Below are 24533 nucleotides of genomic sequence, written 5' to 3' on the forward strand. Positions count from 1 at the left end.
CGTCCCAATATTCGGGTCTGGACCCCTTGGAGCCATGACCGAATGCGCGTTTCTCCCGATCAGTTCGAAACTCTGGCCGGTGCGCTGCCCGATCTCGGCCGCGATGCCGCCTCTGTGCGCAAGCGCGTCGAGATGATGGAGGCGCTGCTTGAGCGCGCCTTTGTCATTCCCGGTATCAACCGGCCGATCGGGCTCGACGCCATTGTCGGGCTCGTTCCAGTGCTCGGCGACCTCGTCACGGCCGCGATGGGCGCCTGGATGGTCTGGGAAGCACGCAATCTCGGCATGTCCAAATTCCAGCTGACACGCATGGCCGCCAATGTCGGCATCGACACGCTGCTGGGCGCGATCCCGCTGGTCGGCGACGCTTTCGACTTCTTGTATCGGTCGAACACGCGCAATCTGAGGATCATCAGGAAGCACCTCGACAAGCATCACCCCAGTACGGTGATCATCGACGGCTAATTGCCGCGTTCGATCCTCAGCCTTGCCCCGGCGGACAGCCCCCCTTGGTGCACGGGGCACCGCGTCGGCTTGCGGTTACGGTCGAGGCATAGCCACACCTCGTCGAGATAGCCGCGTCGCGTCGCGGTGATCCGCATCATATCGGCGCGCATGCCGGGGTTTGCGCGGGCGAATGAGGCGGCGAACTCACCCGCGGTCAGCGCGGAACGCCGTGCCAGCGCAGCCATGTCGGGATAGCGTATGCGCGCATACAGCGCACGCGCCTCGGAAAAATAGCGCTCGGGCCGCGTGGTCATGCAGGTACCATGCTTGGCCCATTCATGCTGGATGAGTTGCGCCGAGGGCGTCGCACAAAGATTGTCGCGGATCACGCGCTGCGAAAGAAGCTGTGCGGGACGGCAATATTGTGGCCATTCGCGCCCATGGCCGTCGGGCCAGAGGCCGTGCAGCGTAAAGCCAAAGCGGTTGGAGCCATCGCACTGGAAGCGGTCGCGCGTGTTAGCCGATTTCGTACGGCAATATTCGGGCGACCAGGTGAGCGCGAGGGTATAGCTGCCGATTGGAATGTCGCGTTTCGGCTGATCGGCGGTCGGCCCATCGTGCAGAGGCCGTGGCGGATTGGCCGGCACCGAACAGGACAGCGCCTGGGCCTGCGCAACGCCCGGAAGAAGCGTGAGTGCGCAGCCGAGCGCCAGCAAGCGCTTACGCATTCGCGAAATCGAGCCCGATATCCGCAGCCGGCGCCGACTGGGTGAGCCGGCCTACCGAAATATAGGTGACCCCGGTCTCCGCGATCGCGCGGATCGTGTCGAGCCGCACACCGCCTGAAGCCTCGGTCGGTACGCGCCCGCCCACGAGCCGCACAGCGCCCCGCAGCGTGGGCGGATCCATATTGTCGAGAAGCAGATGCGTCGCGCCTGCGGCCAGCGCGGGCTCGATCTGGTCGACGCGGTCTACCTCGACGATGATACGCTCGATGCCGGCGTCCTTCGCGCGGCGCACCGCCTCGCCGACACCGCCCGCGACCGCGACATGATTGTCCTTGATCATCGCGGCGTCCCAAAGTCCCATGCGGTGATTGGTCGCACCGCCCATACGCGTCGCATATTTCTCCAGCACGCGCAGTCCGGGAATGGTCTTGCGCGTATCGAGCAATGTCGCGCCGGCGCCCGCGATCTTGTCGACATAGGTGCGCGTCATTGTTGCTATACCCGTCAGGTGCTGGACCGTATTGAGTGCCGAGCGCTCGGCGGTCAGCATCGCGCGCGCCTTGCCCCTTAGCCGCATCAGGTCGCTACCCGCCGGAACGCGGTCGCCATCCTTTGCAAGCAGCTCGATCTCCACATCGGGATCAAGCCGCCGGAAAAAGGCTTCGGCGATCGGCAGGCCGGCGACAATGACGGCCTCGCGGCTGTCCATGACACCATCGAACACTGCATCGGCGGGAATGACGGCCTCGGAGGTGATGTCACCGGCCAGGCCGAGATCCTCGGCCAGCGTCGCGGTAACGAAAGCGTCGAGATCGAAATCGGGCAGGGTAAAGCTCATGGCTACCGCCTAGCCCAATATGTCATTCCCGGAAAAGCAGGAATGACATCGCAGCGCGATCAGTCCCCCGTCACACGCGCGCCGAGATCGCCCATGCCCACCGTCGACGATGCCATCGCCAGCATGCGGTCGAGCGACTTCTTCGCCTGCAGCCGCATGGTTTCGTCCAGCTCGATGCGCGGTTCCAGATCGCGCAGGGCGATGTAGAGTTTCTCCATCGTGTTGAGTGCCATGTACGGGCAGATGTTGCAGTTGCAGTTCCCGTCCGCCCCGGGCGCGCCGATGAAGGTCTTTTCGGGGACCGCCTTTTCCATCTGGTGGATGATGTGCGGCTCGGTCGCGACGATCACCACGTCGTGCGGGGTCGTCTTGGCGAACTCGAGGATCGCGCTGGTCGAGCCGACCATCTCGGCATGGTCGAGCACATGCGGCGGGCATTCGGGGTGCGCCGCCACAGGTGCGCCGGGATGTTGCGCCTTCAGCTTGAGCAGCTCGGTTTCGGAGAACGCCTCATGCACGATGCACACGCCAGGCCAGAGCAGCATCTCGCGTCCGAACTTGCGCGAGAGATATCCGCCCAGATGCTTGTCGGGTCCGAAGATGATCTTCTGGTCCTTGGGGATCTGGCTCAGGATCTTTTCGGCGGATGAGCTCGTGACGATGATGTCCGAGAGCGCCTTAACCTCGGCCGAGCAGTTGATATAGGTCAGCGCGATATGGTCGGGATGCGCCTCGCGGAACGCCCTGAACTTGTCGGGCGGGCACGAATCCTCAAGGCTGCAGCCCGCATCCATGTCGGGCAGCACCACGGTCTTGTGGGGGCTGAGGATCTTGGCGGTCTCGGCCATGAAGCGCACGCCGCAGAATGCGATGACATCGGCCGAAGTCTCCGCCGCCTTGCGCGACAGATCGAGGCTGTCGCCGACGAAGTCGGCGATGTCCTGGATCTCGGGCTTCTGGTAATAATGCGCGAGGATCACGGCATTGCGTTCCTTGCGCAGCCGGTCGATCTCCGCCCTGAGATCAAGCCCCGTCAGGCTTCCGCCAATACCGTTCCTCGCGTCCATCTTCCTCAACTCCCGGTTTCATCGCCGAAGCGTGCCACGACCGTCGCCTCTACGCCGGCCGCCTTCAAAGGCATAGAAAAACTGTTGGCGATGGCGCGGCGCGTCGCATCGCGCGCGAGCTTCATCGGCACGGCCTCGCGCGCCTGCCGCATCAGCTCGTCCTGACCCGCCTTGCGATTGGCGGCATCGAGCACCTTTTCGGAGTCGGTCAGCGCCAGCAGGATTCCGCCACCATCATACTCCTCGATCGCGCGCATATCCACTTGCGGCCCCGCGATCTCGATCGGCGGCAGCGTAACCGTGAGCGTCCGCGACACCTCATCCCACGCCACATCGCGCTGCTGCAACTTCGACAGGTCGACCTCGTAACGGACCATGCCCGGCATGATCAGCGTCTTCTTCGCGCTGAGGCCGAACCGGCTCTGCTCCGACGTCACGACCGCGACGAAACGCGCCGCGAAGGCGGAAAGCCGGTTCTGCTCGCGCAATCCCTGAAGGCTCGATGCCGCGATCGTCTCGACATCACCCTGCCAGCGCTTTTCCCATGTTCGCTGCACCAGCAGCAGCCCCCCGAGCCCCAGCGCGACGGCAAAGGCGATCGCGATCAGCCACTTGCCAAGTGGTTTCATGCGTCGATCAGTTCCCAATTGTCCCGATTTTCACGCACGACACCCCGGTCGCGCAGATCGATGAGGTGCGCGAGCACCGATCGGCCTGCAGCACCCGTCAGGCGCGGATCGAGGCCCTTGTACATGTGCGTGACCATTTCGGGGATCTCGCCCGTCCCCTTGCTCAGCAGCCGCAATATCTGCCCCTCGCGCTGCTTGCGGTGACCCAGCAGGCCACGTGCGAAACGCTGCGGTCGCTCGATCGGGTCGCCGTGCGCGGGGTAATAGACGACGTCGTCGCGGCCCATCAGCAGTTCGAGGCTCGCCATATAGGCCGCCATGTCGCCATCCGGCGGTGAGACGACGCTGGTCGACCACGCCATCACGTGATCGCCCGTGAACAGCGCCTTTTCCTCGACGAGCGCGAGACAGACATGGTTGGAAGTGTGTCCGGGTGTCGCCACGGCCCGAAGCGTCCACCCGTCGCCGTCAATTGCTTCGCCGTCACCGAGAACGCGATCGGGCGCATAGCTGCGGTCGAACGCCTCGTCGGCGCGCGGACCGCTGTCGTCGAGGACGAGTGGTGCGCAGCCCACGATCTCGGCGCCCGTTGCGTCCTTCAATGGCCGCGCTGCGGGGCTGTGGTCGCGATGCGTATGGGTGCAGCTGATATAGGCGATCTCCTCGCCGTCGGTTGCGCGCAGAATCGCCGCGATATGGCCGTCATCGGCGGGTCCGGGATCGACCACTGCAACGCGGCCATGACCAACGATGTACGTCTGGGTGCCCGTATAGGTGTAGGGCGACGGATTGGGCGCGAGCACACGGCGCACCAGCGGCGTCAACTTCATCGCTTCGCCCGTCGGGAAATCGTTCATTTTCCCCATGTGGCATGTTCCCGCGCAGAAACAAGATCGGACGGAACGGCCTGTAAACGTTCCGCCCGATTGCCATGCGTCGGAACATTCAGTTCTTCGGCGCGAGCTCGGCCTTCAATCGTGAAATCTCTGCGTCGAGGGTAGCAAGTGCCTTGGCGCGATGCTCGTCGCTCAGCCCCTTTTCCTCGGCAAGCTCGCCGCGCGCCTTTTCAAGCGCCGTCACTGCATCGGCATCGGCCCTGCCGCAGATCATGATGCGCGTACGCTGTTTCTTGCCGTCCGCTTCGGTATCGACCTCGGTGCCGACTTCCTGGCCCTCGGCCTTGCACTTCGCCAGCGCCGCGGCGACGTGCGCATCGTCGACGGGCTTTCCACCCTCACCGCGCTTGATGATCGTCACGTGCTTCTCGACCTTGGGCTGCGTCTCATCATGGCCTTCATGAGCCTGAGCGGCGGCGGGCAGCAACGCCAGAGCCAGGGCCACCAGGCCGCGTGTGATAAGGACGTTCGTTTTCATGCGCTTGCACTCCCTCCCATAATTCACTTTTCGACCTGTTGCTTCAGTCGTGCGAGCTGTGCGTCGATTGAAGCAAGCGCCTGTTTGCGCTGCTCGGAACTCAGCTCGCTGGCGGCGCTCAAACCCGCGCGCGCCGACGACAACGCACTAATCTGATGCTCCCGGATCTTCGCGGCATCGATCGCCGGCATGCAGATCCGCGTCACGATGACATGCTCTTTCTTGCCGTTGACGGTGCTGGTGCGCGACTCCACGGTTTCGTTCGCGGCGTCCTTGCCTTTGCACTCCACCTCCGAAGCCTTGAGTACCACCACGCGCCTCTCCACCCGCACCGCTTCCGCCATGGCCTTGCGCGCATCGTGTGTGGCGCGAAGCGCCTCGCGTTGCGCCATCGCCGCTTCGCGCATCGCTTCGCGTCGGGCCAGGCCTGCTTCGAGCATGGCCTCGCGTTGCGCCATCGCCGCCTCGTGCTGCGCAATGGCGGCCTCGCGCATGGCTTCGCGACGTGCTTCTTCGACATCGCCCTTCCATGCCTGGCTGTGCCATTCGACACGGGATGCCGGCGGCGTGGTCGGAACAGGAGGCACCGGCGGAACGGTTGCGCCGGCGGCCACGGGCGCCGCAGGCGCCGGGGGTGCGACTGGCGGCTGAGGTGCTTCGGATGCGAGGGGCGCTTCGGGCACGACCGAGGCTTGCAGCATCGCGGTCTTTTCGACGACCGCACCACGCACGCTGCTCTCGACCTCGCGCGTCTTCTCGGCGGCAATCCCGCCCGACGCCGTAAGCGCGAGCCCGCCGCCGACAATCGCGACCGCGAGCGCCCGGCCCACGAGCATCCGCTCACGCGCATCGCGCATCATCAGGAGGCGCGTCTTGAGCTGATTGCGCGGGTTGAGCGCGCAGGCAGCGACCGGTGTGCGGACGCAAGCCGACTTCACGAGCGCCGAACCATAGGCGTGACGTTCATCGGGCGTCGCATGGGCCAGCACGATCGCGTCGCACGCGAGTTCCTGATCGGCGCGGAACGCACGCCAGGCGCGATGCGCCACAGGATTGAACCAGTGCAGCGACAGCATCGCGAGCGCGAAATAATTGAAGGAAAGGTCGCCGCGCCGGTGGTGCGCCCATTCGTGCGTCAGCGCGAGGCGCAGTTCCTGCGCGCTGTAACGATAGCGATAGTCATAGGGCAGCACGATGCGCGGCACGAATACGCCCGTCGCAAAGGGACCATCCACGGACTGACTTGCGCAGACCTCGATCCCGCCGCGGTCGAACTCGGGCAATTGCGTGGCGCGGGCGAGCGCGTTGCGGACGAAGCGCCGATAGGCGATCAGATGCCAGCCGAAATAGCACAGCGCCCCGGTCAGCCAGATCGCCAGCACCACCGTGCCCCACGCGATTCCGCTTTCAGGCGTGACGGGGGCCAGCTCGACCGCCTCGATCATCGAGAAGTCCACGACCACGGGCAGTTGCGCGATCGGCGCGGGGCCAACCGATTCGGGCAGCGGCGGCAGCACCATGCGCAGCGCGGGCAACAGCCAGAGCAGATAGGCAGTGCGCGCACCGAGCAGCCGCGCGACATGACCGCGGACCAGAAGGACGAGGACCATGAGGACGGTCGTCGCGACGAGCGTTTCAACGATCCACGCGCTCATGACTTGAGTGCCTTCAGCAGCGCCTCGATTTCAGCGATATCCTCTTCGCTGAGCTCGTCGCGATCGGCGAGATGCGCCACCAGCGGGGAGATGCGACCGCCGAACAGGCGATCGACGAGCTTGCGCGATTCGACCGCGACATAGTCCTCGCGCGCAACCGCGGGCCGATAAAGATATCGCCGTCCGTCCTCCTCATAGGAAAGCACTCCTTTGGCGAGGAGCCGCGACAGCATCGTCTTGACCGTCCGGTCGCTCCAGTCGCGCGCGGCATCGATGCGCTCATGGACTTCACTGGCGGTGAGCGGCGCTTCGTCCCACAGCACCTCCATCACCACATGTTCGGCTTCGCTGATACGCTCGCTCATCGGCGTTTACTCCCCTTACCGATTACAGCTGTAATCCATTTTCGATTACAAGTGTAGTCATTAATTGGCTGAACGTTCAATGAACGCGGCGCGCAAGGGCTTGCCGGCGCTGCCAGTGTCGATCGGCTTTACAAATGCGGTCCATGGTTAACCCGCATAAACCACTGCAAGCCGCAAATTTCGCGCATCTGCGGAATTGGCACGCACCATGCTATAATAAGATCGTTCCCGAAGGGACATGGTCTCCAGCCATGTCCCCCTTCATACCGGCGGGTTGGTGCTTCCCTGGTCTCGCACCACCCGCCGTCCCCGCCCGCTTCAGCTTCTGCACGATCGCAAACGTCGCGACTGCGCGCGCCTTCGCGTCAGATAACAAGCTCAGCTTATCATTATTTTCGATCTGCTGATTTTGGGGCAAGGCGTCTGCGAGCTAGGGCCCCGCGTGAAGGGAGAACATTATGGGCTACACGCTGATCACCGCCAACCGGAACTATTCGAGCTGGTCGCTGCGGCCCTGGCTCCTGATGAAAACGCTCGGCATTCCCTTCGCCGACCGGATCGAACCCTTCACAAAGCCGGAAAACTACGATGATTTCCGCGCATTCTCCCCCACCGGTCAGGTGCCCTGCCTGCTCCATGGCGATCGGACGATCTGGGATTCGCTCGGCATTACCCTCTATCTGGCCGAGCGGCATGACGGCGTCTGGCCTTCCGGAGAGTCGGCACGCGCCTGGGCATATTCGGCCGTCGCTGAAATGCATGGCGGCTTCCGCGCGCTCAGGAACGATTGCACCATGAATGTTGGCGTGCGCGTGAAACCGCGTCCGCAGAGCATCGCGCTGAAAAAGGAACTCGCGCGCCTGACCGAACTCTGGACAGAAGGACTCGATCGCTTCGGCGGCCCGTGGCTCGCCGGCCCCGAATTCAGCGCCGTCGATGCCTTTTACGCGCCGGTGGCGTGGCGCGCACGCACCTACGGGCTCGACGTCGGCGCGGCGGGTCAGCGCTGGGTCGATCACATCATCGCGCACCCGGCGATGCAGGTGTGGGAGGCCGCTGCGCTTGCCGAGGACTGGCGCGAGGCGAGCCACGAAGCGGAACTCGTCGAGGCCGGCGAGGTCATCGCCGATTATCGCAAGGGCGCCTGATCTGGCAGTGCGTTCAGGGGAACGCTATACCAGCCACATCATGGCCATTCGCCTTCCCTATGGACGCACCAGTCTGGCCGCAGGCGACGCTGCTCAGGGCGCACTTGAGGCCGAGCTGCTCAACGAAAAGGTGGAGTCGCTCGGTCGTGCCGGGCGGCGGGTCGAGGAGGCGCTCGCGGCCCTGCGTGCATTCGCTGGCGAGACCGGCAGCGTTGCGCATGAGTCCCTGCTCGATGACGCCGCAGCGAAGGTCTGGGCCTTCATCGTGCAGCGCGAGCTTTGCGGATTTCGCAACGCCGCATTGATCGTGGAGGATTTCGCCATACCCGGCGACGTGATGAGGCGGCTTGGTGTCGTCCGCAAAGGCGGTCCGCCGTCCGGTTAGGCCAGGGGTCGGGCTGGAGTTTCGGTGCCGGAGGCCGAAGCCTGGCCAGGCTTTGCGGCCTGGGTGCCAGCGATGACCGCCCCCTGAGGCAAATTACGATGAAATCGCCTTGTTTCGGGACCGGTCGAATCGACGCAGCTTGGCAACAAATGTGAAACAGGACTAACCTTCCCCGCACAGAAAGGCTTAGCAAAGCCTTGGGGGTCGCGAGATAGTTATGAAACCAACCGGATCACGTCGCTGGACGTTCGGTTTGCCTGCAGCCATCCTATGTGCGGCTGGCGCCGTTCTTTACGGCTTTGCGCAGGCAGGCCCCAGCCAGGCAGCGGGCGAAGGCCCCGACGGCTTCAAGCCGACGAACAGCGCGCTCGTTGCGGATCCGATCGCCTTCGACGGCCCGCAGCACATCGACTATGCGCGGCTCGACTCCCGGCTTCAGCATCTGATCCAGTCGAAAGACATGGTCGGGCTCGGTGTCGCGGTGATCGAAAATGGCCAGATCCGTTTCGTGAAGGGCTATGGCGTCACCACCGCGGGAACGACCGATCCCGTGACGACCAATACCGTCTTCCGCTGGGCCTCTTTGTCCAAGGCCGTGGCTTCCGCCACGGTGAACAAGCTCGCCGAGCAGGGACGCCTGTCGCTAACGACGCCCGTTTCGCAGTTCCAGACGTCGCTCCGACTGCCCGGTGGCAACGAGACGCGCATCACGGTCACCGACCTGCTCTCGCATCGTACCGGGATCACGCGGAACGCTTACGACGACAAGCTCGAAGCGGGCCAGGATCCAGCGATGATCCGCGGTCTGCTGGGATCGCTGTCGCCGCAATGTCCGCCATCGACCTGCTATACCTATCAGAATGTGGCCTTTGACACGACGGCCGAGATCGTTCGGCGCGTCACAGGCAAGCCCTATGGCGTGGTCGCGCGTGAACAGCTTTTCGGGCCGCTCGGCATGGCCAGCGCGAGCACCGATCGCGCGGGGCTCCAGAACGCGGTGAGCTGGGCGCGTCCGCATGCCGGCCAGCGCACGCTTGAGGTCAACGACAATTATTATCGGGTTCCCGCCGCAGGCGGCGTAAACTCGTCGATCTTCGATCTCGCGAAATGGATGCGCGCGCAGATGGGCGGCGCGCCCGGTGTGCTTTCGCCCAAGCTGCTCGACCGCGTCCATGCGCCCGTCGTCGCGACGCCGCATGGCGGCGGACGTGTCGATTATGCGCTCAAGAATGCGCATTATGCGATGGGGTGGCGCGATTACACCTATGCCGGTCATGCGATCGTCGGGCATCGCGGCGCGGTCAACGGCTATCGCTCGCTGATCCTGTTCGATCCCGTCAGGAAGGCGGGAATCGCGATGCTCTGGAATTCGCAGAGCAACAAGCCTGTCGGCATCCAGCTCGAGGTGATGGACATGCTTTATCAGCAGCCTTTCACCGATTGGGCCGATCTGGGCAATGTGCCGACCCCGGGCGGCGGCGCGGTCAGGACGGCGGCAGCGCGCTAGTCGCGCTGGCCGGATACGCATGAATATTCCAAACTTTCGGCTTTCCCGGCAATGAGAAATGGGTCTATGGGCGTCGCGTTATGACTGGACCGCGCACGCTGTATGAAAAAATCTGGGATTCGCACGTCGTCGAGAAGCGCGACGACGGCACCTGCCTCATCTACATCGATCGTCACCTCGTTCATGAGGTAACGAGTCCGCAGGCCTTCGAGGGGCTTCGCGCGACGGGGCGCAAGGTCCGCCGTCCGGACCTGACGCTTGCGGTGCCCGACCATAATCTGCCGACCACGCCGCGCGTCGATGCCGAAGGACGCCGGCTGCCCATTGCCGATGCCATGTCGGCGCAGCAGCTTGCGGCACTCGAGCAGAATGCGCCCGCATTCGGCATTCGCTACATCGACGCGATCGACCGCGAGCAGGGCATCGTCCATGTCGTCGGCCCGGAACAGGGCTTTACGCTGCCCGGATGTACGCTGGTCTGCGGCGACAGCCACACCGCCGCGCACGGCGCGCTTGGCGCGCTGGCCTTCGGCATCGGGACGAGCGAGGTCGAGCATGTGCTCGCAACGCAGACGCTGCTGCTGAAACAATCCAAAACGATGGAAATCCGGGTCGAAGGGACGCTCGGTTTCGGCGTCAGCCCCAAGGACGTGATCCTTGCGATCGTAGGGCGCGTCGGCGCTGCGGGCGGCACGGGCTATGTCGTCGAATATACCGGCTCGGTGATCCGCGACATGTCTATCGAGGGACGCCTGACGATCTCCAACATGGCGATCGAGCATGGCGCACGCTCGGGACTGATCGCGCCTGACGAAAAGACCTTCGCCTATCTGAAGGGCCGGCCCATGGCGCCCAGCGGCGCCGATTGGGAGGCGGCGGTGAAGTGGTGGCAGACGCTGGCGACCGATCCGGGGGCGCAATATGATCGTGTCGTGCTGCTCGACGCTGCCGATATCGTGCCCAATGTGACCTGGGGAACCAGCCCGGAGGACGTCGTGCCGGTGACGGGAGCCGTCCCCGATCCCGAGAGCTTTGCGGATGCGTCTAAGCGCGAGGCCGCGAAGAAGTCGCTGGACTATATGGGGCTGGTGCCGGGCACACGGATGCAGGACGTGGTGGTAGAAAACATCTTCATCGGGAGTTGCACCAACAGCCGTATCGAGGATCTGCGCGCCGCCGCCCATGTGCTGCGCGGTCGCCATATCGCCAACGGCGTCAAGCAGGCGCTCGTCGTCCCGGGTTCAGGGCTGGTCAAATACCAGGCAGAGCAGGAGGGGCTTGACCGCGTGTTCCGCGAGGCGGGCTTCGAATGGCGCGAACCGGGCTGTTCGGCGTGCCTTGGCATGAACCCGGACAAGGTGCCGTCGGGCGAACGCTGCGCCTCGACCTCCAACCGCAATTTCATGGGACGACAGGGACCGGGCGCCAGAACCCACCTGCTGTCGCCCGCCATGGCCGCCGCGGCGGCTGTCACGGGCAGGCTGACCGATGTGCGTGAACTGATGGGATGAGGGGGACGTCATGAAGAGGGTGATGGCGCTGCTGTTCGGCGGCGCGATCCTGAGCGGGATCGCGGCCTGGACGGCTATGGCGCAGGGCGAGCCGAAGATCACGCTGCAGGCGTTCGAATGCGGCCGGCTGAAGCAGAATGACCTCGGCCGCTTCTCCGACACAATGCGCTTCAAGGGCGAGGCGCGCGAGTTCATCGCCGGCTGCTTCCTCGTCCGGCACCCCAAGGGCGTGTTGCTCTGGGATACCGGGTTCAGTGCGCAACTGATCGGAATGAAGGATGGCCCGCCGGGCCTGACGCTGGACAAGAGCCTCACAGATCGGCTGACGCAGAACGGCATCCAGCCGGGTGCGATCACGCATGTCGGCATCAGCCATTATCATGCCGACCATAGCGGTGGTGCGGGCGAGTTTCCCAATGCCGAGTTGCTGATCGGCGAGGGCGATTGGGCTGCGCTTGCGGCGATGAAGCCCGACGACCGTCAGGCTGTCCAGCTCGCGCACTGGCTTTCGGGCAAGGGCAAGGTGCGGTCGGTCAAGGGCGACCTCGACGTTTTCGGCGACGGCACGGTGACGATGCTCGCAATGCCCGGGCACACGCCAGGGCACAGCGCGCTGCTCGTGCGATTGCCCAAGAACGGTGCGATGCTGCTGACCGGCGACCAGTATCATTTCCGCGAGAACCGCGCCGTGCGTGGCGTCCCCACCTTCAACACCAACCGTGCTGATACGCTCGCCTCGCACGACCGGTTCGAGGAGATCGCCAAAAATCTGAAGGCGCGCGTGATCATCCAGCATGATCCGCGCGACATGGCGGAGTTGCCCGCCTTTCCCGCAGCGCTTGACTGAGGATGTGATGGACAAGGTTTCCGTGATCGATGGCCGCGCCTATCCGCTCGGCCTGAAGAATGTCGATACCGACATGATCATCGCTGCCGAATGGCTCAAGACCACGAGCCGCGCGGGGCTCGGCGCAGGGGCATTCGAGCGGCTGCGCAAGGATCCGGGCAATGTCTTCGACGACCCCGAATATGCGGGCGCACCGATCGTGATCGCGGGCGACAATTTCGGTTGCGGCTCGAGCCGCGAGCATGCGGCATGGGCGATGCTCGACATGGGGCTCAAGGCCGTGATCGCACCAAGCTATTCAGACATTTTTTCGAGCAACGCATTCAAGAACGGGATTTTGGCCGTCGTTCTTCCCCAGGAGGCGATCGACCGTTTGATGGAGGTGGCAAAGACCGACCCGATCCATATCGATCTCGAACACCAGACGGTGACCACGCGGTTCCAGGACCGCTTCACCTTCGAGATCGACCCCTTCCGCAAGCATTGCCTGATGGAAGGACTGGACGAGATCGGATTGACCCTCACCATGGACGCTCAGATCGCGACGTTCGAGAACAAGGCCGCCGCTGAGCGGCCGTGGATGATGGGAGAAGGAAGCGCATGAAGGCATTGCTTTCCAAGGCCGTGGGCGGCCCCGAAACGCTGGTTGTCGAGGAAATCGACGATCCGGCGCCCGGCCCCGGCCAGCTGCTCGTCGCGGTCAAGGCGTGCGCGGTCAACTATCCCGACGTGCTCATCATCGAGGACAGGTATCAGTTCAAGCCCCCCCGCCCCTTCGCCCCCGGTGGCGAGATCGCGGGCGTGGTCGAGGCAGTCGGCGAGGGCGTCATCGACTGGAAGCCCGGTGATCGCGTGGTCGCCGTTCCCGGATCGGGAGGCATGGTCGAAAAGATCGTGATCGCCGCGGCAAGCGCATTTCGCTTGCCCGAAGGACGCAGCTTCGCGGACGGATCAGCACTGCTGCTGACCTATGCCACGACGATCCACGCGCTGGTCGACCGCGGACACCTGAAGGAAGGCGAGACGCTGCTGGTGCTCGGCGCCGCGGGCGGTGTCGGTCTGGCGGCTGTCGAGCTGGGCAAGGCTTTCGGTGCGCGCGTCGTTGCGGCGGTTTCGTCGGAGGAGAAGGCGGCCGCTGTACGTGCCGCGGGCGCCGACGAGGTGGTGATCTACGGCCGGGCGCCCTTCCACAAGGATCAATCAAAGGCACTGGCCGACGCTTTCAAAGCGGCGGTGGGGCCCAATGGCGCCGATGTCATCTACGATCCCGTAGGTGGCGACTATTGCGAACCTGCGCTGCGCGCAATCGCGTGGGAGGGGCGCTATCTGGTCGTCGGATTCCCGGCGGGTATCCCAAAGCTGCCGCTCAACCTGACGCTGCTCAAGAGCTGCGACGTGTGCGGCGTATTCTGGGGCGCCTTCGCTGCACGCGATCCCAAGGCCAATCAGGCACATGTCGCGCGGCTCTTCCGCCTCTGGGAAACCGGCCAGATCGCGCCCAGGGTCACCGCGACCTTTCCGCTCGCGAAAGGCGGCGATGCCATCGCGCAGATGGCTGCGCGCAGCGTCATCGGCAAGGTCGTCGTCACCGTCGCCGACTGAGCGGTCAGCATTGGTGCGAAAAACCCTCTGCCGCGGGGCGCTGGCCCGTTGCGGAGGCGCGTCCGTGCTCCTATTTCAGAAGCGAAACGCAAAAGCCAAGGGACGGACATGACCACTTTTGACGACCGCGAGCGCGCCTTCGAGGCGAAGTACGCGATGGACCAGGACACGCTCTTCAAGATCATCGCACGCCGCAACCGGTTGTTCGGCCAGTGGGCCGCGGAAAAGATGGGCCTGACCGCCGAGGAAACCGAAGCCTATGCCAAGGCGGTGATTCAGGCCGATTTCGAAGAGGCCGGGGACGGCGACGTGATCCGCAAGGTGCTGGGCGACCTCACCTCCGCGGGCATCGACATCACCGAAGGCGGGGTGCGTGCCGCGCTCGAGGAAAAGGCCGTCGAAGCGCGCCGTCAGTTCATCGAGGCGCAGCAATAATGCCGATGGCGGCGACGGAAATCGAGGCGATGATCGTGGCCGCGATCCCCGACGCGCATGTCGAGATCACCGATCTTGCGGGCGACGGCGATCACTATGCCGCGCGCGTCGTGAGCGAGACGTTCCGGGGTGTGCCCCGCGTGAAACAGCATCAGGCGGTCTACGCCGCATTGGGCGGCCGGATGGGCGGGGTGCTGCATGCGCTCCAGCTCACCACGGCTACGCCCGACTAAGGAGAATATGGATATGACCGACGATACCAAGGCCCGCATCGGGCAGATCGTCACCGATAATGACGTGGTGCTCTTCATGAAGGGCACCCCGCTGTTTCCCCAGTGCGGTTTCTCGAGCCGCGCCATCGCCATCCTCGACCATCTGGGCGTCGCCTATCAGGGCGTCGATGTGCTTCAGGATCAGGCGATCCGTCAGGGCATCAAGGAATTCTCGGACTGGCCGACGATCCCGCAGCTCTATGTGAAGGGCGAACTCGTCGGCGGTTCTGACATCATGATGGAAATGTACGAGGCGGGCGAGCTTCAGCAGCTCCTCTCCGACAAGGGTCTGGTGCCCGCGGGCTGACCCATCAACAGGGAATGGGCTTGGTTCAAGCCCGTTCCTTGGGTGAGACATATGCCGGGTCGTGGTCGATCGGGGGATCCTCGCCACGATCGAGCGCCTCGAGAATCTGCCTGAAACCCGTGCGGCAGCGGAAACCGAGCAATCGCTCGGCCTTTTGCGCCACATAAACGCGATCGATGTGCCGGGGCAGCGTCCAGCCGCGCCTCGCATAGACCGCACCCGCGCCCGGAAAATGGCGCTCGATCACATCCGGCGCATCGGCAATCAGCGCAGCGCAGTCTTCGCGACTGAAGGGCGTGGGCGCCGACAGGATGAAGGTTTCAAAACCCAGCTCCGGCGCACGATCCAGCGCGGCGACGTGCGCCTCCACCGCATCGTAGACGGTCAGCCGACGGTTGAGGAATTCGTTGGCTTTGGTGTTGGGTCCGTCATGGTCGATTTCATCCGCCATGTCGTCGTCTTCAGGGAAGAAGCGGCCGGTGCGCAGCACGGTTACGGGCAGTCCATGCTCGATATGCGCGAGGCGGCAGAGCTGCTCGGCGGCGAGCTTGGTGACACCATAGATGTTGCGCGGCTCGAGCGGCGCGAGATCCTCGGTAATCCACGCGGCTTCACGCGCGCCACCCGCCTTGCCCGCACGGATCGCGGCCGAGATCATCAGCGAGGTCGTCGAGGTGAAGACGAAACGGTCATTGCCCGCAGCGACCGCCGCCTCGAGCAGGTTGAGCGTGCCCGTGACATTGACGTCGACGAAAGTCTGCGCCGGATAGCGCACGATGTCGGGCTTGTGCAGCGCGCCCGCATGGATCACCGCCTCGATGGCGCGATCGGCAAAGACGCGTTCGAGGACCGCGCGGTCCGCCACCGAGCCGATAAGCCGGGTGTGTTCGCCCGGTGCGACGTCGAGCCCAGTCACCTCGTGCCCGAGCGCCGCCAGACGCGGCGCGAGATGGCGTCCCAGCCAGCCCGACGAACCGGTCAGCAGGACGCGCACCCCTCGTCAGCTCACATAATGCGCGGTCGTCTTGGCGGCCACCTCGTCCGCGGTCACGCCGGGCGCGAGTTCGATCAGCCTGAACGGGCTGTTGTGGTCGGGGCGCTGGAAAACCGCGACGTCGGTGATGATCATGTCGACGACGTTCTTGCCCGTCAGCGGCAGCGTGCATTCGGGGATGAACTTGGGATCGCCCGACTTGGCGTTGTGCTCCATGACGACGATGATCTTCTTGACACCTGCGACGAGGTCCATCGCGCCGCCCATGCCCTTGATCATCTTGCCGGGGATCATCCAGTTGGCGATGTCGCCATTCTCGGCGACTTCCATCGCGCCGAGCACGGTCAGGTCGATATGCCCGCCGCGGATCATCGCGAAGCTGTCCGACGAGCTGAAATAGACTGACGAGGGCAGCTCCGAGATCGTTTGCTTGCCCGCGTTGATCAGGTCCGGATCGACCTCGTCGGGATAGGGGAACGGCCCGATGCCGAGCATCCCGTTCTCGCTCTGCAGCGTGACCGTCATCCCCTCGGGGATGTTATTGGCGACGAGCGTCGGAATGCCGATGCCGAGATTGACGTAATATCCGTCGCGCAGTTCCTTGGCGGCGCGAGCGGCCATCTGGTTACGATCCCAAGCCATTATGCCGCCTCCCGCTCGCGCGTCGTCACGAATTCGATCTTCTTGTCATAGGGCGCGCCCACGATCATCCGCTTCACATAGATGCCGGGTACGTGGATCGCGTCGGGGTCGAGCGAACCCACGGGCACCACTTCCTCGACCTCGGCGACGCAGATCTTCGCGGCGGTCGCCATGGGCTGGTTGAAGTTGCGCGCGGTCTTGCGGAAGATCAGGTTTCCGCTCTCGTCGGCCTTCCAGCCCTTGATGATCGCGAGGTCCGCGAAGATGCCGCGTTCGAGGATATAGGTCTCCCCGTCGAACTCCTTGTGCTCCTTGCCCTCGGCGACGAGCGTGCCGACGCCCGTCTTCGTGTAGAAGCCCGGAATGCCCGCGCCGCCCGCGCGGCACCGTTCGGCGAGCGTGCCCTGTGGGCAGAACTCAACCTCGAGCTCTCCGGCAAGATACTGCCGCTCGAATTCCTTGTTCTCGCCGACATATGAGGAAATCATCTTGGCGATCTGGCGCGTGCGCAGCAGCTTGCCGAGCCCTTCATTGTCGATGCCCGCATTATTGGAGGCGACGGTCAGCGCCTTCACGCCCGAATCGCGGATCGCATCGATCAGCCTTTCGGGGATTCCGCACAGGCCAAAACCGCCGGCGCAGATGTGCATGCCATCGAACAACAGCCCTTCGAGCGCGCTCGCGGCGTCGGGATAGAGCTTCTTCATCGGTCCCCTCCTGAGATCCAGTTTCCGTCGCGGAATAGGCGGCACGCCGGGGCTCGGTCAATTGCGGCTCGTCTGCAATCGCAGTTGCAGGATTTGCAACCGCGGCGCCAATTTTTTCTAGCCGAAGCGCGGCATCATCGCCGCGTCGCGCAGACCGCGCCAGACGCGGATTGCCTGCACCGTCTCGGCGACGTCGTGGACGCGCAGGATCTGGGCGCCGAGTTCGGCGCCGCGGACCGCGAGCATGACCGATCCCGCGAGCCGCCGGTCGGCGGGCGCCTCGACCGAGAGCGCGCCGATCATGCGCTTGCGGCTGACGCCGAGCATGATCGGGCAGCCGAGACCGTGGAGCAGTGCGAGGCCGTTCACGAGCTGGAGGTTTTCCTGAAGCGACTTGCCGAAGCCGATGCCGGGATCGAGGATGATCCTGTCGCGCGCGATACCGCCCGCCACGGCCGCGTCGATGCGCGCTTCGAGCCAGTCATAGACGTCGAACAGCACGTCACCATAGCGATGCTCGCCATGCCCCCCATTTTTGGGATCGGGCGAGTGCATGAGCACCACGGGGCACCCCGCCTTCGCCACCACTTCGAGCGCGCGGTCGTCATAGAGCAAAGCCGCGACATCGTTGACGAGATGCGCGCCCGCCGCGAGCGCCGCCTCCATGACCGCAGCCTTGCGCGTATCGATCGAGATCGCGGTACCGCTTGCCGCGAGCCGCTCGATCACCGGCACGACGCGCTTGATCTCATCGCCTTCCCAGACGGTTTCGGAGCCCGGTCGGGTCGATTCCCCGCCAAGGTCGATCAGCGCCGCGCCTTCGGCGGCCATCGCGACACCCGCCGCCGCCGCGCCCGCGGGATCGTCATGAAAGGCACCGCCGTCCGAAAAGCTGTCCGGCGTCACATTGAGGATTGCCGCGACCTGCGGCTGATCGAAGCGCAGCACGCGCTCGCCCAGCTGGAGCGGGGCGCGGGCGCTTTCGATGCGTGCGCGGATAGCCTCCAGCGCACCGGCCTGTTCGGCAGGCAATGCAGCAAGCGCCTCTTCGAAGCGCTCGACCGCGATGATATCCTCGAAAACGCGCTTGCCTGCCGCGATCGCGGTCAGTTCATAGCCCGCAAACCAGTTAAGCCCACCCGCCAGTCGCGCCACGCGCCCGTCGAGCCCCACGGGGCTGTCGACGGGCATGACCGGGCGCAGATAGAGTTTCGCGTCGCGCCCTATGCCCGAAAGCGCGGCCGAACTCACGGTTCGGTTGCCAGGATGTACGTCTGCCTGAGCGTGTCGATCGGCTTGAGCCCGTCCGCATCCTCATAATGCCAGAAGGTCCAGCCATTGCATGAGGGCGCGCCCTGCAGCGTCGCGCCGAGCTTGTGGATCGAGCCCGTCGCGCCATCGGCCTCGAGCGAGCCGTCGGCGCGCACCGTCGCGCGCCAGCGGCGCTTGCTGTCCATCACCACGCTGCCCGCCTTCAGATAGCCCGTCTCGACCAACGCGCCGAACGCCACCTTGGGCTGCGCCTTGGGCGACTGCATCGTGACCACTGCGGATTCATCGAGCGGCAGCGCGGCCTCGATGCGCTCGTGCGCCGCCTCGATATAGTTGGCCTCGCGCTCGATGCCGATGAAGTGGCGTTTCAGGCGGCGCGCGACGGCGCCCGTGGTGCCCGTGCCGAAGAAGGGATCGAGCACGACGTCGCCCGGCTTGGTGCAGGCGAGCAGGATGCGATAGAGCAGCGCCTCGGGCTTCTGCGTCGGGTGGACCTTCACGCCGCCGCGCTTCAACCGCTCCTGGCCGCCGCAGATCGGGAAGAGCCAGTCCGAGCGCATCTGGAGCTCGTCATTGAGCGTCTTCATCGCGCGATAGTTGAAGGTGTAGCGCGCCTTTTCGCTCTTCGATGCCCAGATCAGCGTTTCGTGCGCATTGGTGAAGCGCGTGCCCTTGAAATTGGGCATCGGGTTGGACTTGCGCCAGACGACATCGTTGAGGATCCAGTAGCCTTCGTCCTGGATCGCAGCGCCCACGCGGAAGATGTTGTGATAGCTGCCGATCACCCAGATGGTGCCGTCGTCCTTGAGGATGCGGCGCGCCTCCTTCAGCCATGCCTTGGTGAACTTGTCATAGGCGGCGAAGCTGTCGAACTTGTCCCAGTCGTCGTCGACCGCGTCGACCTGGCTGCCATCGGGGCGAAGGAGGTCGCCGCCGAGCTGCAGATTGTAGGGCGGATCGGCGAAGATCATGTCGATCGACTTGTCGGGGAGCGAGGCCATCGCGGCGACGCAGTCGTCCATCAGAATGCGGTCGAGTGGCAGCAACGACCGCACATCGGCAGCCGGCTTCTTGCGCGTCGAAACCCGTTCCATCACACCCATTTGCACGCCCCTGTTGTTTGAGCGGGGAGCCTTGAGTCCTGACGCCGGGGGCGTCAAGCGAACTATAGTTAACAGAATTTCTCAAGATCACGTTAACCACGTGAGAACGAAACGAGTCCCCACGACATATTGAGTCTCGTGTGAAAAGCGCGACTCAACCCCTTGTGGTGTGACCGAAAAGACTCAAGCGTTCCGCAAAGCGAAAAAAGTTCAGAGCAGCAGCGCCTGCGCCACGGGGGCGAATGATTTGCGGTGCAGCGGCGATGGCCCGAGCCGATTCAGCGCATCAAGATGCGCCGCCGAACCATAGCCCTTGTTCGATGCCCAGCCATAGCCGGGATGCGCGGCATCGGCTTCCCGCATCATTCGGTCGCGCGTGACCTTGGCGATGATGGAGGCCGCAGAGATGCAAGGTTCGAGCGCATCGCCCCCTATGACCGCACGCGAACGCCAGCGCCATTTCGGACAGCGATTGCCGTCGACGAGGATTTCCACGGGTTCATGACCGAGCGCCTCGACGGCGCGGGTCATCGCAAGCATCGTCGCCCAGAGAATGTTGAGCGTGTCGATCTCTTCGACGCTGGCGATGCCAACGCCGACGACGCAGCGCGCCGAGATTTCGGCGAACAGCACGTCGCGACGCGCGGCGGTGAGCTTCTTGCTGTCGTCGAGCCCGGCAAGCCCCTGAGGGCACAGCACCACTGCCGCCGCGACCACGGGCCCGGCGAGCGGGCCCCTGCCCGCCTCATCGACGCCCGCGATCATGCGACGCGCCAGGGCGGATAGCGCCGCATCTCGCCCGCGCGGTAGAGGCAGACCATATTGCCGAAGGGATCGCGCAGCCGTGCCTCGCGCCACATCCAGGGCTGGTCGATCGGGCCGTGTTCGAGCGGCATGCCAAGCCGCGCAAGACGTGCAGCTTCGCCATCAACATCGTTGCACTCGAAATAGACCGTTGCGCTGCCGGGCGCGGCCTGACCGTCGTCGCGGTGGATCGAGAAGGTGACGCCACCGGGCGCCGCGAAGCGTGCATAGTCGGGCGGATTGTCGACGATCAGCCTGAGGCCGAGCGCGCGATAGAAATCGACCGAGGCGGCATAGTCGTCACAGCCGACCGTGATCTGATTGAGCCGCATCTCGCCGCCGACATCGAGGCGGACATTGCCCTGCCCCATGGGACCATGGCCCGAGCCGAGCCCCGGCGCATCGCGCAGCGCGAGGCGAACAAAACGGCGTGCGCGGTTGACCGCGTCGGGGAGCGAGCGCCCCTCGGCGAGGAACAGCGCGATCGCGCTGGCGAGCGTGCACCCGGTGCCGTGATTGTCGCGCGTCTCGATCCGGTCGTCCTGCCAGCTCGTCATATTGTCTTCTTCGATCAGCGCGTCGACGATGGCGTCGCCCTCGTCATGCCCGCCCTTGATCAGCACCGCGCAGCCATGCGCGGAGACGAGGCCGAGCGCAGCCTGCACGGGATCATCGCCCTGCGCGAGTGTCGCGAGTTCGGGAAGATTGGGAGTAACCACGGTCGCGATGTCCATCAGCCGCGCAAATGCGGCGATCGTTTCGCCATCGGCGAGCGCCGATCCGCTGGTCGCTACCATCACCGGGTCGAACACAATCGGTACCGAGCGGTCGTGCGGCAGATAGTCGGCAACCGCATTGGCGGTCGCGGCCGAACCGATCATCCCGATCTTGACCGCATCGACGCCGATATCGTCGACCACCGCCTCGATCTGCGCCAGCACCATGTCCGCGGGCACGGGGTGCACGCCCGTGACCCCCAGCGTGTTCTGCGCGGTGATCGCGGTGATCGCGGTCATTGCGTGGCCACCGAGCATGGTGATCGTCTTGATATCAGCCTGGATGCCCGCACCGCCCCCCGAATCCGACCCGGCAATGATGAGGACGCGCGCGATATCGCTCACCGGCTGAACCTGCGCGTCGTTGAGGGAGGATATTTCTCGAGCAGATGCTCGGCGCGCGTCGGGCGCGGCAGCAACTCTCCGCCGCAATTGGGGCAATTGCCCGCGAGCGGCCCCCGCGCGCATTCGGTGCAGAATGTGCATTCGAACGAGCAGATCGTCGCATTGACCGCGCCGGGCGGGAGATCCGCGCCGCAGCGCTCGCAATCGGGCCGCATTTCAAGCATCAGGCTGCCTCCGCCACTGCCTCGCAGATACGGTCGACCACGGTTTCGACCTGCTTCGCATCATCGCCTTCCGCCATCACGCGGATCAGCGGCTCGGTGCCCGAAGGCCGGATGACCAGGCGCCCGCTGCCCTTCAACTCGGCCTCCGCCTCGGCGATCACCGCCTTGACGCGCACGTCATCGAGGGGCTTGCCGCCCGAGAAGCGGACGTTCTTGAGGAGCTGCGGCACGGGATCGAAGAGATGGAGCAACTCGCTCGCGGGCTTCCCCGTCTCCACCAGCGCGGCCAGGATCTGGAGCGCGGCCACCAGCCCGTCGCCGGTCGTCGCATAGTCTCCGAGGATGATGTGCCCCGATTGCTCGCCGCCGAGATTGAAGCCCTTGGCGCGCATCGCCTCGAGCACATAGCGGTCGCCGACTTTGGTGCGCTCGAGCGAAAGCCCCTGCCCGTCCAGATAACGCTCGAGCCCCAGATTGGACATCACCGTCGCGACGACGCCGTCCCCGTGCAAAAGCCCCTTCTTCGCCATCATCGTGCCGATCAACGCCATCAACTGGTCGCCGTCGACGATCGCGCCCAGCTCATCGACCACAATCAGCCGGTCGGCATCGCCATCGAGCGCGATGCCGATATGCGCGCCCGATGCGACCACGGTTTCCTGCAGCGCCTGCGGCGCGGTCGAGCCGCATTCATGATTGATGTTGATGCCATTGGGTTCGACCCCGATCGCGATCGTCTCGGCGCCCAGTTCCCAGAGCGCGGAGGGGGCGACGTTGTATGCGGCGCCATTGGCGCAATCGATGACGACCTTCAGCCCGTCGAGCCGCAGGTGATCGGGGAAGGTCGACTTGGCAAAATGGATATAGCGTCCGCGCGCGTCCTCGACGCGCCGCGCTCGCCCGATATCGGCGCCCTGCGCCAGCTTCGGCGTTGCCTCGATCATCGCCTCTATCGCGGTCTCGTCGGCATCCGACAGCTTGTAGCCATCGGGACCGAACAGCTTGATGCCATTGTCGGCATAGGGGTTGTGGCTCGCCGAGATCATCACGCCCAGATCGGCGCGCATCGACTGGGTCAGCATCGCGACCGCAGGCGTGGGCATCGGCCCGACCTGCACGACATCCATACCGACGCTGGTAAAGCCCGCGACCAGCGCCGACTCGACCATATAGCCCGAAACGCGTGTATCCTTGCCGATGACGACGCGGTGCTTGTGATTGCCGCGCATGAAATGCGCGCCCGCCGCCATGCCCACCTTCATCGCGATCTCGGCGGTCATCGGCGTCTGGTTGGTCCGCCCCCTGATGCCGTCCGTCCCGAAGAATTTGCGCGTCATACTGGCCATGTCCCGAAATTTGCGTCATGCCCCTGACAAACAGGGGTGTTAGCGCTGATAGCGCGATGACATCGCGGGGGCGAGGGTTTTGGTCACGTATCGCGAGGAGACAGCCCCATGAAATACCGTATGCTCGGCGACAGCCTCAAAGTATCGGCGCTCGGCCTTGGCTGCATGCCGATGGCGGGTGTTGGCAACAACATGTACGGCGTCGCTTCCGAAGCGGAGTCGATCGCCACCATCCACCGCGCGATCGACCTTGGCGTGACGCTGTTCGACACCGCGGAAATCTACGGGCCGCACCTCAACGAGCAACTGGTCGGCAAGGCGATCTCGGGCCGTCGCGACGGGCTGGTGATCGCGACCAAATTCGGTTTCCGCTTCGACGAGAGCGGCTTTCGCGGCGTGGATTCGTCGCCCGGCAACATACGGCGCGCCTGCGAAGGATCGCTCAGGCGGCTCGGGATCGAGACGATCGACCTCTATTACCAGCACCGCGTCGATCCGAGCGTGCCGATCGAGGACACCGTCGGGGCAATGGCCGAGCTCGTGAAGGAGGGCAAGGTCCGCCATCTCGGCCTGTCCGAAGCTGGCCCGGAAACCATCCGGCGCGCCGCGGCGGTCCATCCGATCGCGGCACTGCAATCCGAATATTCGCTGTGGGAGCGCGACGTCGAGGAAGAAATCCTGCCGCTCTGCCGTAGTCTCGGTATCGGCTTTGTCCCCTATTCGCCCTTGGGCCGCGGTTTCCTGACGGGCCAGATCAAGGCGCGGTCGGACCTGCCCGAAGACGATTATCGTCTGAACGATCCCCGCTATTCCGAGGAGAATTTCGGCCAGAACCTGAAGATGGTCGACGCGGTGAAGGCGATTGCGGGCCGGCACGGTGTGAGCCCCGCGCAGGTCGCGCTCGCCTGGCTGCTCGCACAAGGCGATGACGTGGTGCCAATTCCAGGTTCGAAGCGGCGCGCCACGCTCGAGGACAGCATGGCCGCGGTCGACGTCACGCTCGACCGCGAAGACCTCGCCGCACTCGACGCCGCGGCACCGCGCGGTGGCACCAGCGGTCCGCGTTATGGCGAGCGGATGATGGCGATGGTCCGGATATGATCCAATGACCTAATCCAATCGGCGCGAGCGGCAGCTGCCAATCCCGCTTCGGCGCACAGCCCGTCGCATCTCGGGATAAGTCCCGATGGCGGCTCAGAAGTG

General features: G+C 64.7%; 29 protein-coding genes. 12 read left to right on the forward strand and 17 right to left on the reverse strand.

The annotated features are described in order from the left end of the window. Nucleotides 1–42: 42 nt before the first annotated feature. Nucleotides 43–465, forward strand: coding sequence for a DUF4112 domain-containing protein (locus MKI88_RS13260; protein ID WP_241631866.1), 423 nt, complete (start codon nucleotides 43–45; stop codon nucleotides 463–465). Here the strand turns inward: MKI88_RS13260 and MKI88_RS13265 are convergent. The 8 genes from MKI88_RS13265 to MKI88_RS13300 form a co-directional block, all read right to left on the reverse strand. Further along, nucleotides 462–1175, reverse strand: a complete 714-nt coding sequence (locus MKI88_RS13265; protein WP_241631867.1) for a ribonuclease T2 family protein — start codon at nucleotides 1173–1175, stop codon at nucleotides 462–464. The genes MKI88_RS13260 and MKI88_RS13265 overlap by 4 nt on opposite strands. Continuing rightward, nucleotides 1168–2013 (reverse strand): carboxylating nicotinate-nucleotide diphosphorylase, encoded by an 846-nt coding sequence (gene nadC, locus MKI88_RS13270; protein WP_241631868.1) that lies wholly within the window; start codon nucleotides 2011–2013, stop codon nucleotides 1168–1170. The genes MKI88_RS13265 and nadC overlap by 8 nt, the downstream gene beginning before the upstream one ends. Nucleotides 2014–2072: 59 nt before the next feature. Further along, entirely contained in the window at nucleotides 2073–3080 is a 1008-nt protein-coding gene (gene nadA / locus MKI88_RS13275; RefSeq protein ID WP_241631869.1) for a quinolinate synthase NadA, read from the reverse strand. A gap of 5 nt (nucleotides 3081–3085) precedes the next feature. Further along, nucleotides 3086–3709 (reverse strand): DUF4230 domain-containing protein, encoded by a 624-nt coding sequence (locus MKI88_RS13280; RefSeq protein WP_241631870.1) that lies wholly within the window; start codon nucleotides 3707–3709, stop codon nucleotides 3086–3088. After that, the gene (locus tag MKI88_RS13285; RefSeq protein ID WP_241631871.1) at nucleotides 3706–4575 is read right to left on the reverse strand and encodes an MBL fold metallo-hydrolase; all 870 of its coding nucleotides are present in this window, start codon (nucleotides 4573–4575) and stop codon (nucleotides 3706–3708) included. Before MKI88_RS13285 ends, MKI88_RS13280 begins: the two co-directional genes overlap by 4 nt. A gap of 79 nt (nucleotides 4576–4654) precedes the next feature. Continuing rightward, on the reverse strand, nucleotides 4655–5083 hold the full coding sequence (locus MKI88_RS13290) for a hypothetical protein (protein ID WP_241631872.1): 429 nt from the start codon (nucleotides 5081–5083) through the stop codon (nucleotides 4655–4657). 23 nt (nucleotides 5084–5106) lie between these two features. Next, nucleotides 5107–6738 (reverse strand): M56 family metallopeptidase, encoded by a 1632-nt coding sequence (locus MKI88_RS13295; RefSeq protein ID WP_241631873.1) that lies wholly within the window; start codon nucleotides 6736–6738, stop codon nucleotides 5107–5109. After that, a complete protein-coding gene (locus MKI88_RS13300) occupies nucleotides 6735–7103 on the reverse strand; it encodes a BlaI/MecI/CopY family transcriptional regulator (RefSeq protein WP_241631874.1) in 369 nt (122 codons plus the stop codon). The genes MKI88_RS13295 and MKI88_RS13300 overlap by 4 nt, the downstream gene beginning before the upstream one ends. A gap of 458 nt (nucleotides 7104–7561) precedes the next feature. Between MKI88_RS13300 and MKI88_RS13305 the strand changes: the two genes are divergently transcribed. The 10 genes from MKI88_RS13305 (at nucleotide 7562) to grxD (ending at nucleotide 15117) form a co-directional block, all read left to right on the forward strand. After that, a complete protein-coding gene (locus MKI88_RS13305) occupies nucleotides 7562–8251 on the forward strand; it encodes a glutathione S-transferase family protein (RefSeq protein WP_241631875.1) in 690 nt (229 codons plus the stop codon). Between the two features lie 7 nt (nucleotides 8252–8258). Beyond that, the gene (locus tag MKI88_RS13310; protein WP_241631876.1) at nucleotides 8259–8636 is read left to right on the forward strand and encodes a DUF6665 family protein; all 378 of its coding nucleotides are present in this window, start codon (nucleotides 8259–8261) and stop codon (nucleotides 8634–8636) included. A gap of 253 nt (nucleotides 8637–8889) precedes the next feature. Continuing rightward, nucleotides 8890–10143: a serine hydrolase gene (locus MKI88_RS13315; RefSeq protein WP_241631877.1), complete on the forward strand. Its 1254-nt coding sequence runs from the start codon at nucleotides 8890–8892 to the stop codon at nucleotides 10141–10143. Nucleotides 10144–10223: 80 nt separating this feature from the next. Continuing rightward, nucleotides 10224–11654, forward strand: coding sequence for a 3-isopropylmalate dehydratase large subunit (gene leuC / locus MKI88_RS13320; RefSeq protein WP_241631878.1), 1431 nt, complete (start codon nucleotides 10224–10226; stop codon nucleotides 11652–11654). A gap of 10 nt (nucleotides 11655–11664) precedes the next feature. Continuing rightward, nucleotides 11665–12501, forward strand: coding sequence for an N-acyl homoserine lactonase family protein (locus MKI88_RS13325; RefSeq protein ID WP_241631879.1), 837 nt, complete (start codon nucleotides 11665–11667; stop codon nucleotides 12499–12501). 7 nt (nucleotides 12502–12508) lie between these two features. Beyond that, complete coding sequence (leuD, locus tag MKI88_RS13330; protein ID WP_241631880.1) at nucleotides 12509–13105, forward strand: 3-isopropylmalate dehydratase small subunit; 597 nt, start codon at nucleotides 12509–12511, stop codon at nucleotides 13103–13105. Continuing rightward, nucleotides 13102–14103, forward strand: a complete 1002-nt coding sequence (locus MKI88_RS13335; RefSeq protein WP_241631881.1) for an NADPH:quinone oxidoreductase family protein — start codon at nucleotides 13102–13104, stop codon at nucleotides 14101–14103. Before leuD ends, MKI88_RS13335 begins: the two co-directional genes overlap by 4 nt. 108 nt (nucleotides 14104–14211) lie before the next feature. Beyond that, nucleotides 14212–14538 (forward strand): DUF1476 domain-containing protein, encoded by a 327-nt coding sequence (locus MKI88_RS13340; protein WP_241631882.1) that lies wholly within the window; start codon nucleotides 14212–14214, stop codon nucleotides 14536–14538. Next, the gene (locus MKI88_RS13345) at nucleotides 14538–14771 is read left to right on the forward strand and encodes a BolA family protein (RefSeq protein WP_241631883.1); all 234 of its coding nucleotides are present in this window, start codon (nucleotides 14538–14540) and stop codon (nucleotides 14769–14771) included. The genes MKI88_RS13340 and MKI88_RS13345 overlap by 1 nt, the downstream gene beginning before the upstream one ends. Nucleotides 14772–14784: 13 nt before the next feature. Continuing rightward, entirely contained in the window at nucleotides 14785–15117 is a 333-nt protein-coding gene (gene grxD / locus MKI88_RS13350) for a Grx4 family monothiol glutaredoxin (protein ID WP_241631884.1), read from the forward strand. 25 nt (nucleotides 15118–15142) lie between these two features. Here grxD and MKI88_RS13355 read toward each other — a convergent pair whose 3' ends face one another. The 9 genes from MKI88_RS13355 to glmM form a co-directional block, all read right to left on the reverse strand. Next, complete coding sequence (locus MKI88_RS13355; RefSeq protein ID WP_241631885.1) at nucleotides 15143–16111, reverse strand: NAD(P)-dependent oxidoreductase; 969 nt, start codon at nucleotides 16109–16111, stop codon at nucleotides 15143–15145. Between the two features lie 6 nt (nucleotides 16112–16117). After that, nucleotides 16118–16753, reverse strand: coding sequence for a 3-oxoacid CoA-transferase subunit B (locus MKI88_RS13360; protein ID WP_241631886.1), 636 nt, complete (start codon nucleotides 16751–16753; stop codon nucleotides 16118–16120). Beyond that, nucleotides 16753–17460 (reverse strand): CoA transferase subunit A, encoded by a 708-nt coding sequence (locus MKI88_RS13365; protein WP_241631887.1) that lies wholly within the window; start codon nucleotides 17458–17460, stop codon nucleotides 16753–16755. Before MKI88_RS13365 ends, MKI88_RS13360 begins: the two co-directional genes overlap by 1 nt. Nucleotides 17461–17577: 117 nt before the next feature. After that, complete coding sequence (gene folP / locus MKI88_RS13370) at nucleotides 17578–18651, reverse strand: dihydropteroate synthase (RefSeq protein ID WP_241631908.1); 1074 nt, start codon at nucleotides 18649–18651, stop codon at nucleotides 17578–17580. A gap of 56 nt (nucleotides 18652–18707) precedes the next feature. Then, on the reverse strand, nucleotides 18708–19835 hold the full coding sequence (locus MKI88_RS13375; RefSeq protein ID WP_281063741.1) for a site-specific DNA-methyltransferase: 1128 nt from the start codon (nucleotides 19833–19835) through the stop codon (nucleotides 18708–18710). Nucleotides 19836–20045: 210 nt separating this feature from the next. Beyond that, on the reverse strand, nucleotides 20046–20600 hold the full coding sequence (locus MKI88_RS13380) for a ribonuclease HII (RefSeq protein WP_241631888.1): 555 nt from the start codon (nucleotides 20598–20600) through the stop codon (nucleotides 20046–20048). Next, on the reverse strand, nucleotides 20597–21760 hold the full coding sequence (gene thiD / locus MKI88_RS13385) for a bifunctional hydroxymethylpyrimidine kinase/phosphomethylpyrimidine kinase (protein ID WP_241631889.1): 1164 nt from the start codon (nucleotides 21758–21760) through the stop codon (nucleotides 20597–20599). The genes MKI88_RS13380 and thiD overlap by 4 nt, the downstream gene beginning before the upstream one ends. Continuing rightward, nucleotides 21757–21984 (reverse strand): DUF1272 domain-containing protein, encoded by a 228-nt coding sequence (locus MKI88_RS13390; RefSeq protein WP_241631890.1) that lies wholly within the window; start codon nucleotides 21982–21984, stop codon nucleotides 21757–21759. The genes thiD and MKI88_RS13390 overlap by 4 nt, the downstream gene beginning before the upstream one ends. Beyond that, nucleotides 21984–23321 (reverse strand): phosphoglucosamine mutase, encoded by a 1338-nt coding sequence (glmM, locus tag MKI88_RS13395; protein WP_241631891.1) that lies wholly within the window; start codon nucleotides 23319–23321, stop codon nucleotides 21984–21986. Before glmM ends, MKI88_RS13390 begins: the two co-directional genes overlap by 1 nt. A gap of 117 nt (nucleotides 23322–23438) precedes the next feature. On the opposite strand from glmM, the gene MKI88_RS13400 reads away from it, so the two are divergent. Next, on the forward strand, nucleotides 23439–24431 hold the full coding sequence (locus tag MKI88_RS13400) for an aldo/keto reductase (RefSeq protein WP_241631892.1): 993 nt from the start codon (nucleotides 23439–23441) through the stop codon (nucleotides 24429–24431). Nucleotides 24432–24533 lie beyond the last annotated feature (102 nt).

The organism is Sphingomonas sp. LaA6.9, assembly GCF_022601895.1.
In the GTDB taxonomy this organism is placed as follows: domain Bacteria; phylum Pseudomonadota; class Alphaproteobacteria; order Sphingomonadales; family Sphingomonadaceae; genus Sphingobium_A.